Annotated in this window: 13 protein-coding genes and 1 pseudogene; 3 read left to right on the top strand and 11 right to left on the bottom strand. The window is 46.9% G+C overall.

Annotated features, from left to right (window positions below; all coding sequences use genetic code 11):
* Positions 1-46 precede the first annotated feature (46 nt).
* On the top strand, positions 47-961 hold the full coding sequence (gene punR / locus OCV19_RS16170) for a DNA-binding transcriptional activator PunR (protein WP_017058788.1): 915 nt from the start codon (positions 47-49) through the stop codon (positions 959-961).
* 100 nt (positions 962-1061) lie between these two features.
* Here punR and ilvA read toward each other — a convergent pair whose 3' ends face one another.
* The 5 genes from ilvA to ilvG are packed head-to-tail and all read right to left on the bottom strand — an operon-like array spanning position 1062 to position 7397.
* Positions 1062-2606, bottom strand: a complete 1545-nt coding sequence (ilvA, locus tag OCV19_RS16165) for a threonine ammonia-lyase, biosynthetic (protein ID WP_065676898.1) — start codon at positions 2604-2606, stop codon at positions 1062-1064.
* A gap of 2 nt (positions 2607-2608) precedes the next feature.
* Positions 2609-4450 (bottom strand): dihydroxy-acid dehydratase, encoded by a 1842-nt coding sequence (ilvD, locus tag OCV19_RS16160; RefSeq protein ID WP_048610861.1) that lies wholly within the window; start codon positions 4448-4450, stop codon positions 2609-2611.
* Between the two features lie 33 nt (positions 4451-4483).
* Positions 4484-5452, bottom strand: a complete 969-nt coding sequence (locus OCV19_RS16155) for a branched-chain amino acid transaminase (protein ID WP_065676897.1) — start codon at positions 5450-5452, stop codon at positions 4484-4486.
* Positions 5453-5464: 12 nt separating this feature from the next.
* Entirely contained in the window at positions 5465-5749 is a 285-nt protein-coding gene (ilvM, locus tag OCV19_RS16150) for an acetolactate synthase 2 small subunit (protein WP_017055442.1), read from the bottom strand.
* A gap of 1 nt (position 5750) precedes the next feature.
* Positions 5751-7397 (bottom strand): acetolactate synthase 2 catalytic subunit, encoded by a 1647-nt coding sequence (ilvG, locus tag OCV19_RS16145; protein WP_017631542.1) that lies wholly within the window; start codon positions 7395-7397, stop codon positions 5751-5753.
* 472 nt (positions 7398-7869) lie between these two features.
* Here ilvG and OCV19_RS16140 point away from each other — a divergent pair.
* Positions 7870-9391: pseudogene (locus OCV19_RS16140) on the top strand (YifB family Mg chelatase-like AAA ATPase).
* Positions 9392-9454: 63 nt separating this feature from the next.
* On the opposite strand, the gene OCV19_RS16135 reads toward OCV19_RS16140, so the two are convergent.
* The 6 genes from OCV19_RS16135 to OCV19_RS16110 all read right to left on the bottom strand — a co-directional run bounded on the left by OCV19_RS16135 (position 9455) and on the right by OCV19_RS16110 (position 14573).
* Positions 9455-10411 carry a DUF2860 domain-containing protein gene (locus OCV19_RS16135; protein WP_065676896.1) on the bottom strand — a complete coding sequence of 319 codons (957 nt, stop codon included), beginning with the start codon at positions 10409-10411 and terminating at the stop codon, positions 9455-9457.
* Between the two features lie 139 nt (positions 10412-10550).
* Complete coding sequence (locus tag OCV19_RS16130; protein WP_065676895.1) at positions 10551-11150, bottom strand: thiol:disulfide interchange protein DsbA/DsbL; 600 nt, start codon at positions 11148-11150, stop codon at positions 10551-10553.
* A 55-nt stretch (positions 11151-11205) separates the two neighbouring features.
* Complete coding sequence (locus OCV19_RS16125) at positions 11206-12192, bottom strand: serine/threonine protein kinase (RefSeq protein WP_065676894.1); 987 nt, start codon at positions 12190-12192, stop codon at positions 11206-11208.
* 73 nt (positions 12193-12265) lie between these two features.
* Positions 12266-13684, bottom strand: a complete 1419-nt coding sequence (gene ccoG / locus OCV19_RS16120) for a cytochrome c oxidase accessory protein CcoG (protein WP_065584151.1) — start codon at positions 13682-13684, stop codon at positions 12266-12268.
* A gap of 326 nt (positions 13685-14010) precedes the next feature.
* On the bottom strand, positions 14011-14274 hold the full coding sequence (locus tag OCV19_RS16115) for a YihD family protein (RefSeq protein WP_009848104.1): 264 nt from the start codon (positions 14272-14274) through the stop codon (positions 14011-14013).
* 131 nt (positions 14275-14405) lie between these two features.
* The gene (locus OCV19_RS16110; protein ID WP_004739323.1) at positions 14406-14573 is read right to left on the bottom strand and encodes a hypothetical protein; all 168 of its coding nucleotides are present in this window, start codon (positions 14571-14573) and stop codon (positions 14406-14408) included.
* Positions 14574-14856: 283 nt separating this feature from the next.
* Here OCV19_RS16110 and OCV19_RS16105 point away from each other — a divergent pair, with 283 nt between their 5' ends.
* On the top strand, positions 14857-15648 hold the full coding sequence (locus tag OCV19_RS16105) for a sporulation protein (RefSeq protein ID WP_048610874.1): 792 nt from the start codon (positions 14857-14859) through the stop codon (positions 15646-15648).
* Positions 15649-15711: the final 63 nt, after the last annotated feature.

The raw sequence follows: 15711 nt of genomic DNA, 5'->3' as shown, positions 1-15711 counted from the left end.
TAAAACGCTAAAATATGTGGTTATCAATCAAAAAATTTGAAGGCTTATGTTCTCTAAATCCTCTTTAGAAATGCTCGATACGGTTGCTCGCTTAGGTAGCTTTACTGCGGCGGCAGAACAATTGCACAAAGTACCATCGGCGATCAGCTATGGTGTTAGGCAGGTTGAGCAAGAACTGGATGTTCTACTTTTCAGACGTTTACCAAGAAAAGTAGAGCTGACACCTGCAGGTGAATTGTTCATTGAAGAGGCTCGTGCGTTACTGAGGCAGATGGAAGAGGTCAGTGCCCAGACTCGCCGAGCAGCGCGTGGCTGGAAGAAAACCTTGCGCCTAACGCTCGATAACGTGGTTAAGCTCGACAAGATGAAGCCGATGATTGAAGAGTTCTATCAAACCTTTGAGTTTGCTGAACTTCAGATCAACATGGAGGTGTTTAATGGCTCTTGGGAGGCGATTGCACAGGGCCGAGCGGATATTGTGATTGGCGCAACCTCAGCGATTCCGGTCGGCGGCGACTTTGAGGTTAAAGATATGGGACGCCTAGATTGGGCGTTTGTGATGTCGCCAAGTCACCCGTGTGTGCGAGAGCAAAACCTCAATGAAGAGTTTGTTAGCCAGTATCCCGCGATATGTTTGGACGATACCTCCAGCGTGCTGCCTAAGCGACACACTGGCCACTACTCAAATCAAAGACGCCTATTGTTACCTAACTGGTATAGCGCGATTGAATGCCTTAAAAATGGAGTAGGGGTGGGTTATATGCCAAGACACATTGCCGCGCCAATTATCGAACAAGGCCTGCTGGTGGAGAAAATACTGCCTGAACCGAGTCCGCAGAGTCATTGTTGTTTGGTATGGCGAAAAGACGATAACCATAAACTGATCGAATGGATGGTCAAATATCTAGGATCAAGTGAACAGCTGCACCAAGATTGGTTGGATCATCGCAAGGCGATCTAATGATCTCTTTATAAGAAGATCCTTTTCAAGCTTGAGCTGAATCAGCACCAATAAAAAGAGCGAGTAAATACTCGCTCTTTTTTGATTCGGTCGTTAACTCTTAAGACAAGAAGAACTTGTAGGAAGGGTTATCGGTTTCATCTTTACACTGATAGCCAAGCTCTCGTAGATGTGTCGAGAACTGAGCCAAATCATCATCATCAAGCTCAAAGCCACACAATACACGACCGTAGTCGGCACCGTGGTTACGATAATTGAACAGGCTGATATTCCAGTGGGTACCTAAGGTATCAAGGAATTTAATCAATGCACCTGGGTATTCTGGGAACTCAAAGCTGTATAGACGCTCTTTCAGTGGTTTCGATGGTTTACCGCCAATCATGTAGCGAATGTGCAGTTTTGCCATCTCGTCATCAGAGAGATCGACAACTGGGTAGCCGCCCTCACGTAGGTCATTGATGATGTGTTCGAGTTCTTCTTGCCCACCTTGTAGACGTACACCAACGAAGATATTCGCGAGGCTTTCGTCGTTGTGGCGGTAGTTAAACTCCGTCACCGCTCGGCCACCAATGATATTACAGAACTCTAGGAATGCTCCTTGTCGCTCTGGAATCGTCACCGCAAGTAGACCTTCTCGCTTCTCACCCAGCTCACAACGTTCAGAGACATAACGCAGACCGTGGAAGTTGGTGTTAGCACCAGACAGTACCGTTGCCAATTGCTTACCTTGCAGTTGGTTCTGCTCAGCAAACTTCTTCAAGCCAGCCAGAGCAAGCGCTCCTGAAGGTTCAGCAATCGCACGAGTGTCTTCAAAGATATCTTTCACCGCAGAGCAGATCTCATCACTAGAGACTGCAATGTGACCGTCAATGTACTGTTGGCAAAGACGGAAGGTTTCTTCGCCAATGCGTTTAACCGCAACACCATCAGCAAACATGCTGACCTGATCCAGTACCACAGGTTCACCGGCATCGAGGGCCGCTTTTAAGCAAGACGAATCTTCTGGTTCTACTGCAATGACTTTAATCTCTGGCATCAGCTGTTTTACTAGCACAGCAACACCCGCAGCTAAGCCACCACCACCAACCGGCACAAAGATATAATCCATGTGACCGTTTTGCTGCAGCATTTCCATACCCATCGTGCCTTGTCCTGCAATTACCAGTGGGTGATCGAAAGGAGGAACAAAGGTGAAGCCATGTTCAGCTGATAGGCGTTCCGCTTCCGCTTTTGCTTCATCAAAGTTGCTGCCGTGCAGAACCACTTTGCCACCAAATCCGCGTACCGCATCAACCTTGATATCTGGCGTCGTTTTTGGCATCACGATCGTGGTTTGAATACCCAGCTTAGATCCAGATAGCGCCATACCTTGTGCGTGGTTTCCTGCTGATGCTGCAATCACACCTGCGGCTTTCTGTTGTTCAGAAAGGCTTGATACCATGTTGTAGGCGCCGCGTAGCTTGAACGAATGCACCGGTTGACGGTCTTCTCGCTTAAGCTGAACCTGATTACCAATGCGCGCGCTTAAACGTGGCATATCCTGCAGAGGTGTCACGATTGCCGCTTCGTAAACCGGCGCTCTCAGGATCTGACGCAGATAATCTGCGCCAGTTTGTTTCTGGGGACTGGAGGTGTCATCACTCATAGTTAGCCCTCAAGCTTAGACTTATCACGTACTGCGCCTTTGTCGGCACTGGTCGCCATGCTTGCGTAAGCTTTCAGTGCGAAAGACACTTCACGCTGACGGTTTTCTGGTTTCCAGCCTAGTGCATCTTGTTTAACTCGACGTGCTTCAAGCTCTGCTTCAGGCACATCAAGTGTGATTGAGCGGCTAGGGATGTCGATAGTGATAATATCGCCCGTGTTCACTAGACCAATCACACCGCCACTTGCTGCTTCTGGAGAAGCGTGACCGATAGATAGACCCGATGTACCGCCAGAGAAACGTCCGTCAGTTAGAAGAGCACAAGACTTACCTAGACCCATAGATTTTAGGTAGGTAGTTGGGTACAGCATTTCTTGCATGCCCGGACCACCTTTAGGGCCTTCGTAACGAATAACAACCACTTCGCCTGCTTTTACTTTACCAGCTAAGATGCCGTCTACTGCCGTATCTTGGCTTTCGAATACGATTGCAGGGCCTTGGAATTTAAGGTTTTCTTCATCAACACCCGCGGTCTTAACGATACAACCATCAACCGCGATGTTACCTGAAAGTACCGCTAGACCACCTTCTTGGCTGAATGCGTTCTCTTTGGTACGAATACAACCATCGACGCGGTCATCATCAAGGCGATCCCAACGACAATCTTGTGAGAAAGCTTTGGTAGTACGGATACCAGCAGGACCAGCGCGGAAGAACTTAAGCACGGCTTCGTCTTCTGTCTGCATGATGTCGTATTGAGCTAGCTGCTCTTGCATGCTTAGACCAAGCACGGTGCGAGTTTGGTTGTTCAATAGACCTGCACGATCAAGCTCACCTAGGATAGCCATTACACCACCAGCGCGGTGAACGTCTTCCATGTGGTATTTAGGTGTTGAAGGCGCAACCTTACATAGGTGTGGAACGCGGCGAGACATCTCGTCGATATCACCCATATCAAAATCAATCTCACCTTCTTGAGCTGCCGCTAAAAGGTGAAGTACTGTGTTACTTGAACCGCCCATCGCGATATCTAACGCCATTGCATTATCAAAGGCTGCGCGGTTAGCAATGTTGCGTGGCAGTGCTGATTCGTCGTCTTGCTCGTAGTAACGCTTAGTGAGGTCAACGATGCGCTTACCTGCATTGATGAATAGCTCTTCACGGTCAGCGTGCGTTGCTAGCATAGAGCCGTTACCTGGTTGAGATAGGCCAAGTGCTTCAGTTAGACAGTTCATTGAGTTAGCCGTGAACATACCTGAACATGAACCACATGTTGGACATGCAGAACGCTCTACTTGCTCACTTTGCTCATCAGAAATGGTTGGATCGGCACCCTGAATCATCGCGTCAACAAGGTCTAGCTTGATGATTTGATCGGAAAGCTTGGTTTTACCTGCTTCCATAGGGCCGCCAGATACAAAGATCACTGGGATGTTTAGGCGCATTGCAGCCATCATCATTCCCGGAGTGATTTTGTCACAGTTAGAGATACACACCATTGCATCCGCACAGTGTGCATTGACCATGTACTCTACTGAATCCGCGATAAGCTCACGTGATGGCAGTGAGTACAGCATGCCGCCGTGGCCCATTGCGATACCATCATCAACCGCGATGGTGTTGAATTCTTTAGCGATACCACCCGCTTTCTCGATTTCACCCGCAACCAATTGACCCATGTCTTTAAGGTGAACGTGGCCTGGAACGAATTGAGTGAACGAGTTTACAACTGCGATGATTGGCTTACCGAAGTCATCATCTTTAACGCCAGTTGCACGCCATAAAGCGCGCGCACCAGCCATGTTGCGTCCGTGGGTAGTCGTTGCTGAACGATAGATTGGCATTGCTTAAATCCTTATAAAATATTTGGCTGTTGCTTACTTAGTTGTTTGCGTTTGGTTTTCTGAAGCTTGGCCTGCTGGGTACACATAGTCTAACCAGCCCCACTTATCTTCAGTGGTTCCATTGAAGAGACCAAAGTAAGCCGCTTGAACTTTTTCAGTGATAGGACCGCGTTTGCCTTCACCTACTGTAATTTTGTCTACACTGCGAACCGGAACGATTTCCGCTGCTGTGCCTGTCATGAAGACTTCGTCAGCAAGGTATAGTGCTTCACGAGCAATGTTCTCTTCACGGATCTCATAACCCATGTCTTTTGCTAGTGTCATGATCGAATCACGAGTGATACCCGGTAGAATTGCGCTGGTCGCTGGTGGCGTTGATAGCACGTCATTACGTACTACAAAAATGTTTTCGCCAGCACCTTCAGAAAGGTAGCCATCAACACTAAGAGCGATACCTTCATCGTAACCATGACGGCGAGCTTCGCCACCAACCAGTAGTGAAGATAGGTAGTTACCACCGGCTTTTGCTGCGGTTGGGATCGTGTTTGGAGCTGCACGGTTCCAGCTAGAAATCATTGCATCAACGCCGTTTTCTAGCGCTTCTTCGCCTAGGTAAGAACCCCAAGGGAAAGCAGCGATGATTAGCTCCATCTCAGTGTTTTCTGGCGGGCAGACACCCAAACCAACGTTACCTACGAAACCTAGAGGGCGGATGTACGCTGACTCTAGCTTATTTTGGCGTAGCGTTTCGCGAGTCGCTTCCATAATTTCTTCCTCAGTGTAAGGAATAGGGAAGCGGTAGATTTTTGCTGAGTCTTTTAGGCGCTTAGCATGTTCAGGGTGACGGAAGATAACCGGCCCCTTTGGTGTGTTGTAACAACGAACACCTTCAAACACAGAAGTACCGTAGTGCATTGCGTGAGTCAGGACGTGAACGTTCGCCTCTGCCCAAGGAACCATCTCACCGTTAAACCAAATATAGTTTGCTGTTTTAGCTGTCATGTTTGCGGTTCCTTATGCGTTTATCTTTTGTTGTAAGTTGTTGTTTGGCAGTTCATTACGGCTGATAGAAATAACGTCAACGGTACGCACATCCCACAGCTTTTCGATTTGGTTTACCAAGAAAGAGATCGGACGGTCACTGTCTACGATGATCTCAACACTCGCCACTTTGCTTTCGTGGTTTTGAGTGCCCGCAACTTGCTTAACAATGAAGCCACGGTGGCGGATAACACGAAGAACACGCTCTAGTAGTACAGGCTTATCATCGGCTTTGATGTCTAATAGGTATCTTTTCATGTTATGTGTTCTCCAACATCTCACTGTTTGAAGCACCTGGCGGTACTAGTGGCCATACGTTTTCTTCTTCATCGATAAGAACATGAAGTAGGTAAGCGGTTTTGCTCTCTAGCATTTCTTTCAATGCTGGTTCTACTTCTTCTTTACGAGTGATGGTTTTACCCGGGATATCGAACGCTTTCGCGAGCATCACGAAATCAGGGTTGTCATCTAAGATAGTTTCACTGTGGCGGCCATCAAAGAACAGCGATTGCCATTGGCGAACCATGCCCAAACGAGAGTTATTAAGCAGTACCATCTTCACTGGGATCTGACGACGCTTCAATGTGCCAAGCTCTTGAATGTTCATCATGAACGAGCCGTCACCAGAGATAAGTATAGATTGGTCATCAGGACGCCCAACCGATGCACCCATTGCAGCTGGCAAGCCAAAGCCCATAGTGCCTAAACCGGCAGAGGTAATGAAGTTCTGTGGATCGCGCGGCTGAATGTGCTGAGCTGCCCACATTTGGTGTTGGCCCACATCAGTCGAAACCATAGAGCTTGCTGGCATCATGTCTGATAGTTGCTTCAACAACAGTGGAGCAAAGATAAGATCGCCAGGGTGGTCGTAACGCCATTTGAATGAGCTACGAAGACCTTCAGAGTGATGAACCCAAGAGGAGATGTCTTGGCTTAGCTCTAGCTGAGGCATGATCTTGTTGATGTCACCGCGAATTGGCGCATTGGCAAGACGCAGTTTGCTGAACTCAGCGGCATCGATATCGATATGGATAACCTTAGCATGCGGCGCAAAGGTATCGAGTTTGCCTGTTACTCGGTCATCAAAACGAGCACCAACAACAATCAGTAGGTCACTTTCTTGAACTACAAGGTTAGCAGCTTTGGTGCCGTGCATACCCAGCATACCAAGGTAGTGTGGGTCGTCACGTTCGATAGTCCCCAAGCCTTTCAGTGTGCTTACGGCTGGCATTGGGTTAAGGCGTAAAAACTCACGAACCGCATCGGTTGCTTTAGCAAGTTGAACACCACCACCTACGTATAAAACAGGACGGGTTGCTTGAGACAAAAAGTACTGTGCCTGTTCAATGGCATCAGTTGTCGCAACAGGAATTGCGGGTGGAGTAAATTCAGGAAGAGTGTTAACAGGTGCTTCTGCTAGTTGAACATCTTTAGCGATATCGACGATAACCGGGCCAGGACGGCCAGACTTAGCTACCACAAACGCTTCAGCGAGCGTTGGAGCTAGATCTTCAATATCAGTCACTAGGTAGCTGTGTTTGGTACATGACAGAGACATACCAATCACATCCATTTCTTGGAATGCATCGGTACCAATGTGGGAACTCGCAACTTGACCAGTGATGGCAACCATTGGGATAGAGTCCATAAAGGCATCAGCAAGGCCAGTGACTAGGTTGGTAGCACCTGGGCCAGACGTTGCCATACAAACAGCGACATCTTGTGTTGCTCGAGCCATGCCGATCGCGGCCATAGCAGCGCCTTGCTCATGGCGACATAGGATATGTTCAACCCCGCCGTCATAGAGTGCATCGTAGATTGGCATGATGGCACCACCTGGGTAACCAAATACGGTCTCAATTCCTTGTTGCTTGAGTGCGGATACGACTAGTTCTGCGCCTTTCATCGGAATTCTCCCGTATTACCTTTATTTTGGTAACTGTTTCCTTTGTCTCTGCACATCTTGTGCTCCCATTCTTCCTGTAAATCGGCAAAGCCGAAAATGCTCAAAAATATAAAAATCGAATGTTTAAATTAGAAAAAACCCCCGGACTTGTCAGTGCGGGGGTTTTTTCTAATTCGTGGTTACTTTCTTCCCACTCGCCCCCGCGCAGTCTTAATAATGACTACGATAATCAGGTTAATCAGTGCGTAAATGCGAGCGTTAAAAATCATAATATTCGAGTTTTCTCGTTTATTGTCTTCAGTAAATGTCTACATCTCTAGTGTTATCACACAAATCTGCCGCATGACAAGGAAAATGTCATTCTTTTTTCACATTAAAACACCATTCCACCAAGCTATATAACAACCTTATAGCTTTGGTGAGCAACGAATATCCAGAGCGAATACTTTTAAATCAAAGACAAAGGAAAGTTATGGGACTCGCGATAATTCATAGTCGAGCTAGTGTGGGTGTAGAGGCGCCAGAAGTGACCGTTGAGGTGCATATAAGCAACGGAATGCCTGGTTTTACGCTGGTGGGTCTACCTGAAACAACGGTCAAGGAGTCTAAAGATCGAGTGAGAAGCGCGATCATCAATTCCCGCTTTGAGTTTCCATCCAAAAGAATCACGGTCAACCTTGCTCCTGCAGATTTACCCAAAGAGGGCGGCCGTTTTGACCTGCCAATCGCGCTTGGGATTTTAGTGGCATCGGATCAGCTACCGACATCAAAAATAGCTCAGCATGAATTCATCGGTGAGTTGGCGTTGTCAGGAGAATTACGCTCAGTAAAGGGTGTGTTGCCAGCGACGTTAGCCGCCGATAGCGTTGAACGATGTTTAGTTGTCCCGCACCATAACGGTGATCAGGCTGCGCTGGTGGGTAAGGGAGCGCATAAATCTGCACAAACCTTGTTGGAGGTTTGCGCTGACATGTGTGGACAGGCTCAGCTTGGCCTATATAGAACGGAACATCATCAGGCTAATGTTTCAGAGCTTCGCGACTTGCAGGACATCATTGGTCAACAACAAGGCAAGCGAGCGTTGGAAATAGCCGCAGCTGGCAACCATAACTTATTGTTTCTTGGCCCGCCCGGAACCGGCAAGACCATGCTCGCTTCTCGACTGCGTGACTTGCTGCCTGAAATGAGTGATGACGAGGCGATGGAAACCGCGTCGGTGGCCTCGTTAACGCAACAAGAGATCAATCAATACAACTGGAAGCAACGACCTTTTCGGTCGCCTCATCATTCAAGCTCGATGGCAGCCTTAGTGGGTGGTGGTTCGGTGCCTCGCCCCGGAGAGATCTCTTTAGCGCATAACGGCTTATTGTTCTTAGATGAGATGAGAGTTTGAGCGCAAGGTGCTTGATTCATTACGAGAGCCACTAGAGTCGGGCGAGATCATTATCTCCCGTGCTGCGGGCAAGACTCGTTTTCCTGCGCGTTTTCAATTGGTCGGTGCACTTAACCCAAGTCCAACGGGTTATTACGAAGGTAATCAAGCGCGCGCCAACCCACAGATCATCCTGCGTTACCTCAATCGATTGTCTGGGCCATTGCTTGATCGCTTTGATATGTCATTGGAGATCCCACTACTTCCCAAAGGGATGTTGGCTGAAGGCGGTGATCGAGGTGAAACCACCCAAGTGGTAAAGCAAAGGGTCAAACAGGCTCGTCAAACCATGTTATCTCGCAACCATAAATCGAATGCTTTACTCGGCAGTCGAGAAATTGAAAGGTATTGCCCACTGCGACGCGAAGATGCAGAGTTTCTTGAGACAGCACTACATCGCTTGGGTTTATCGATTCGTGCTTATCATCGAATCATTAAGGTGGCACGAACCATTGCCGACCTTGACGGTAACGAGCAGATCGAAAAGAAACATCTATCGGAAGCGCTTGGCTATCGAGCGATGGATCGATTGTTGAAGCAACTCACGGCTCAAGCTGTGTAGCAAGCAGAAAAAAGCCTGCTTAGATGCAGGCTTTCGTTGGATTGCTGTTCATACTCGTTAAGGTTAGAACTTGTAGTTCAGGCCAACTGAAACGATATATTGAGACTCGTCGTAGAAGGTAATGTTCGAGTCGCTGGTGCCGTAGCCCGCTAGTGAAATAAACGACCAGTTTTCCCAATCCATGAATTGATCATACTCATAGGCGGCGAATAGGTTGATATTGTCGTCGCTGCGTTTCTTGTCGTAGATCGGGTTGCTCGCATCGTAAGAGCGTTGGTTGTAACCCGCTGTTAGTACGTACTGGTGACGCCCCATGCCACCAAACAAGCTTACCTCACCACCGAATTGGTCGTAAGATTCAGCTTTACCATCAGCATCACGTGTTTGATAGATGACGGATGGAATAAGCATCATGGTACGACTGAGTGGCAGGCGATATTGACCTTTCAAGTAGAGAGTATTGGCATCTCGTTTGAGCTCTTGCTCTTGAATATCATCCTTGTCGACATCTTTGGTCGCATAGGCCATGTCTAGCGAGAAAGCTGAGCCCGCAATGTTGCTTAGCTTCAAACGAAACGCATTGCCAGTTTCATCGGTCTTGGTGCGAGCTGATGTGGTGTTGTATGGATCGGCCCAAGTTTCACCCGACATAATGGTTGGAAGCAGTGAAGCGTCGATCACCATCCCAGACTCAAGCTGGTATTTATAACCAACCTCTAGCACAACAGTACCCGTAGCTACGTCATCACGAGCGGTACCTGTGTAAACCTGGTGATTTAGCTTCTCACCAAAGGTGTAAGCGACACTGCCTAAAGGGGCGACAAGAAATGAGCTTTCTGAAGAAGCCTTCTGATCTATGGATGAAAGATTGCTATCAGCATCGGTATTAAAGTTTGAGGTAGAAGAGGCAACTCCGGTATTGATAGAGATTTCACCACTGAAACCTTGTTGGTCTGCAAGTTTGGCAAAAGCGGGAGAAGCCGCAACGCTCAAAGCCAAGAGAGTTATTTTGATTTTCATTTAAGGGCTCCTTGCCCACCGGTTCTTAGGACGGGTTATTAATAGCAGTAAAGCTTTAAACTTCCAGGTTAATTATTTATCAATGATGATTTTTGAACAAGCAAAAAAAAGGAAGCCGAAGCTTCCTTTTATCAATGGCTTACTTCTTTAATAAGAAGTTCACCAGCTCGAAGTACTCATCAAGAGAGTTGATACCTTGAGCTTCGACTAGGTAGCGGTTGTTAACCACAACAGCGGGTACACCTGAAAGGCCGCTGTCTTTGAATGCTTTGTCGAAGCGACGAACCATAGAATCTACTGCAAAGCCGTTATACGCAGCATCGAACTTCTTCGCATCAACGCCTTCGTCTAGGAAGATTTGACGTAGCTCTTCTTCATCACGTGGTGGCTTGTTCATGGTGTGGATGCGGTTAAACATCACTGGTACCATTTTGTCTTCAACTTTCAGTGCAATCATCGTCGCGTAAGCTTTGCTCATTGGCAGGCCCATGTTGCCACCCATGAATGAAACATGGTTCTTCTGTAGCTTAGCGTCTTTAGGTAGCTGTTGTTTTAGCTTCTGGATGATTGGCTCAAAGCTATTACAGTGTGGGCAGTAAAAAGAGAAGAACTCTGTCACCATTGGTTTTTTTGATGCTTCTAGGTCGAGAACTTTGTAGTGTTCACCTTCGTTAAATTTCGCAGCGTGAGCTGAAAGGCTCAACATGATCAATGAGAAAAATGCGAATAGCTTTTTCATTTATCCAATCTCCATTATGTTTGAATTTTTATCTAGTTGTATGTTGCGATTGCTGTTACCACTGAGGCATTAACGAAAGTGGTGGCTCTTGCAGGGTAGCAATTTGCTCTTTACAAGCAAGTACTTGTTGCTCCCAATATTTCGGATCATTAAACCACGGGAAGGCCAGAGGAAACGCAGGATCGTGCCATCGTTTCGCCAACCATGCCATGTAATGCACCATACGTAGACCGCGTAGTGGTTCGATTAGTTTCAGTTGTACGGTATTAAAATCGCAAAATTCTTGGTAACTCTCGAGCAAAATATCCAGTTGCATCAGCTTATCTTGGCGTTCGCCATTAAGCAGCATCCACAGATCTTGTATCGCAGGGCCGTTACGAGCGTCATCAAGGTCGACGAACATTGGTCCATCGCGCCACAAGATATTGCCAGGGTGGCAGTCACCATGTAGGCGGATATTCTCAATATTGCTCGGCCACTGGCTCTCTAGCTCTTTGATCAGAAGGTCAACGTCATTGAAGAACGCGTTTTCTAGGTGCGTTGGGATGAACTGAGAGTTCTCTAGAATCTTACGTGGCTGATAAAGGTATTCATCTAAGCTGATGGTCGGGCGATGTTGGAATGTTCTTCCCGCGCTGGCTTTATGAATACGACCAAGAAAACGTCCAACGCCTTCCAATTGATCTAGATTGTCGACTTCATACTGTCTGCCGCCAACACTTTCAAACAGTGCAAATAGGTAGCCTTGGTATTCATGTAAGGTTGCACCGTTGATTCGCATTGGAGGAGCAACCGGCATCTCTTGTTCGATAAGCTCGAGTGCGAAGTCATGCTCTTCTTGGATCTGAGCTTTGTTCCAGCGTTGCGGACGATAAAACTTAACGACGTAGCGCTTACGGTTTTCATCGGTGAACTGATAGACACGGTTTTCGTAACTGTTGAGAGCGAGAAGCCCGGATTCAGCGCGGACCCCGATGCTCTCCAGTGCGTACCACATGAAGTCAGGAGTCAGGTTATCAAAGTTAAAGGCTTGCATCGTCATAGAATAAAAAAGGCTCATTACTGAGCCTTTTTCCATTTATTGGGTTGTTATACCAAGCACTAAGGTGCGGGTATCAGAGCTTCTTGATAAAGCGGCTTTCGACTTCCATCGTAAACTCTTCATTATCCGAGAGTATAAACTGAATTGTCGAAACTGGTGAGCTCAGTTTTTCTGGGTCGGCGCCTAAACTGATAGGTAGGTTCAAAACCTCGCCTGGATCGACAGTAATCGTCTGTTTGCCATACCAGATAGAGTCGGGCAGTCCGCTAACATCGAGTTTGTACTCTTGCTCTTGTTGAGTCTTGTTGATCACTTTCAAGGTGTAGGTGTTTTCAACCAGCCCTTGGTTATTGACTCTGAACAGCTGGTTTCGGTCACGCAGAACACTTAGTCCGGCAGGATCAACGCTCGCGATTTGGGCGAAGAACAAGCCCAGCATCACGATCAAGATGGCACCATAGCCCAATAGTTTAGGACGCATTACCTTGGTCGAGTGACCTTCAAGTCTGTGCTCGGTGGTGTAATTAATCAGGCCTTTCTCGTAGCCCATACGCTCCATGGTGTTGTCACAGGCATCAATACACGCGCCGCAGTTAATACACTCGTATTGCAGGCCATCACGGATATCAATCCCCGTTGGGCACACTTGAACACACAGGTTACAGTCAATACAGTCGCCTAGACCAAGCTCTTTTGGGTCAGCTTTACGAGAGCGAGGGCCACGGCTTTCACCACGTTCTGTGTTGTAACCAACAATGAAGGTGTCTTTATCGAACATTGCCGATTGGAAACGCGCGTAAGGACACATGTGCAGACAAACAATTGAACGCATCCAACCCGCATTGGCATAAGTACATCCAGCAAAGAACAGTACCCAAAACACTGGCCAGAAAGACGAGTTAAAGGTAAAGAAGCCTACCACTAACTCTTTGATTGGGATGAAGTAACCAACAAAGGTTAAGCCCGTCGCAATCGCAATCGCCCACCACGCAATGTGTTTGAGGGTTTTTCTGAGGATTAAATTGCTTGTCAGTTTGCCCGAGTCTTGTTTTCTTCGCTTATTGGCAGCACCTTCTAGCTTCTCTTCGAACCAGATATACATGAAGGTCCAGACGGTTTGCGGGCATAAATAGCCACACCAGACACGGCCTAAGAAGGTGGTTATGAAGAATAAGCCAAACGCGGCAATCATAAATAGGATCGCGAGTAGGGTCAGATCTTGTGGGTATAAGGTGGTGCCAAAGAAATTGAACTGTTGGCTGCCGATATCGAGCAAGATCGCTTGGCGCTCACCAAAGGGAATCCATGGGATAAGCGCAAAAAGTAAAAGTAAGAACCAACCGCCATAACGACGCAGTTGTTGGAATTTACCTTTGCTTTCTCGAACATAGATTCGGTTACTTGGGTTAAATCGATCTCCATTACCTTTATGTGTTTTCGGGTTAAAGGTTTTAGGAGTCACATCTTTGATATCGATTTTATCCTGACTCATGGATTATCCTTTTTGTGGCTTGTTTGCCCGGTTAAATCGGGCATGACGACATTACTTGAAAGTATGGTTTAGAGAACCCGTTGAAATTGAGCTTGGTGCATTTGTTGTTATCGCACTCACTCTTATTATTTTAGAAGATTCTTATGGATGGCGATTATAGCGACAATCTTGTTCTCATTTCTTTAACGCTATCAACCTTTAACAACAAAAGTCATAACAGTTGTGACGAAAAAATAGCGAACAGAAACAAAAAAGCGACCTGGTGGTCGCTTTTTAAAATTGAGTGCTTTATCTATACGGCAATTGAGTTCTAAACAAACGGGCGACTAAAGAAGGCCACGTGCTTTTAGAATTGCGGTTTTGAAATCATCTTCTTGGTCTTTTTTTAGGCCTGGGATCATTTCATCTTTTTCGCTGTTACGCATTTTTAGGTGGTAGATAAGAACATCGTCAGTCAGTTCTTCAAGCTTGCCTTGGTAGCCCGCTTCTTTTGATAGCTTAATGATGAACTCTAATAGGTTAAGCTCTTGATCTTTCTGCCACTCAGGCTCCATCAGTTCAAGCAGTTCTTCAATGCGGTGACACTTCATACTTTATTTCTCCACAAATTTTATAATGATTTGTGGCTAAGGTATCAAATCGGGTAGGGAATACCAATGTGTAAACACATTTCAAGAAGGGAGCGGGCAAGAAAAAAGCGCAGTAAAAACTGCGCTTTTTGTTAAGCGGCTTTAATCACTTTCGTTGTAGTCGGTGCTAATAAAGCAGTCTTCTCAACTAGAGTCATTGTAGGAGCCAATTTCTTAGCCGTTGGAGCAGCAACAAAGCCACTACGACGACGCATCGCACTACGGTTGGTGTGCGAGAACCTGACAGCTGTTGGGCGCATTAATTTACCTAACGGTCAGGCATATCCATTGCCAATCTAATGGCCTGATTTACCATGAGCTCCACCTCAATTGCTTGAAGCGTCACTCGTCTGGCTTTCGCCAATCCGAAGAATAAATCAGGATAATGATATGCATGCATATCAAGGCTTAGATTATCACTATCTAAGTTATCGATCGACGCCTGAGTGATAATTAAACGATATTAGAGCTAAAATAGTGTGAGCAGTATATTTGAGTTTGAACCTCTTTCAGGCTTAAGATGATGCTTTAAAGGAGGTGCATATGTCGTTCTTAAAGAAAACGTTAGCAAGTTTTGGAATTGGATCTGCCAAGGTGGATTCTGTATTGCAACAGGAAGTGCTTTATCCAGGTAAGAAGGCGAGCATTATTGTGCATGTCTATGGCGGCGCTCAGCCACAAGAGATCGACAACATCGATCTCAACTTGTGCTGTCGTTACGTCAAAGAAGTTACCATGAACTCGCAAAGGCAAGAGGGCGGTCAAACACGTCGAATGCACCAGACATACTCGTTGGCCAAGTGGAGCCTGCCGTATGCCTTTGTTATTCAGCCGGGTGAAACCCGTGATTTTGAATGTGAGTTTGATGTCCCGCTGAACACACCGGTCACGATTGGTGATTCAAAGGTGTGGCTAGAAACCGGGTTGGATATTGCGATGGCAATTGATCCATCGGATAAAGACATCTTAACGGTTCGTCCTGATGCACTCCTCGATGGTATTTTTAACGAACTTGAAGCTCAAGGGCTTCGCATTCGCCAAGTGGAGTGTGAAGCGGTAGAAGGCTTTGAACTGCCATTTGTACAAGAGTTTGAGTTTGTTCCGACGACGGGTCCTTATCATGGCCGCTGGCGTGAGCTTGAAGTTGTTGCCCATCGTGACGAAACTGAGCTTAAGCTTTGGTTTGAGATAGATCGCAATCGCGACGGTGCCAAAGGCATGTTGGCGAGTTTATTGGGAGTGGGTCAGCTACAGCGCCAATTGAGTGTGCCATTGGATACCTCTCCAGAAGAAGCCGGCAAGATGGTACTTGAGTATCTAGATAGCGCCTCTTAATTCGCTTTTTGGTTCTTTAGCTTTAGAGAGCCTAGCCTCATCACACTGTTTAGGCGTCATTGA

The sequence above is a fragment of the Vibrio celticus genome (assembly GCF_024347335.1).
GTDB classification, from domain to species: domain Bacteria; phylum Pseudomonadota; class Gammaproteobacteria; order Enterobacterales; family Vibrionaceae; genus Vibrio; species Vibrio celticus.
This window is presented reverse-complemented; position numbering and strand designations above follow the sequence as displayed.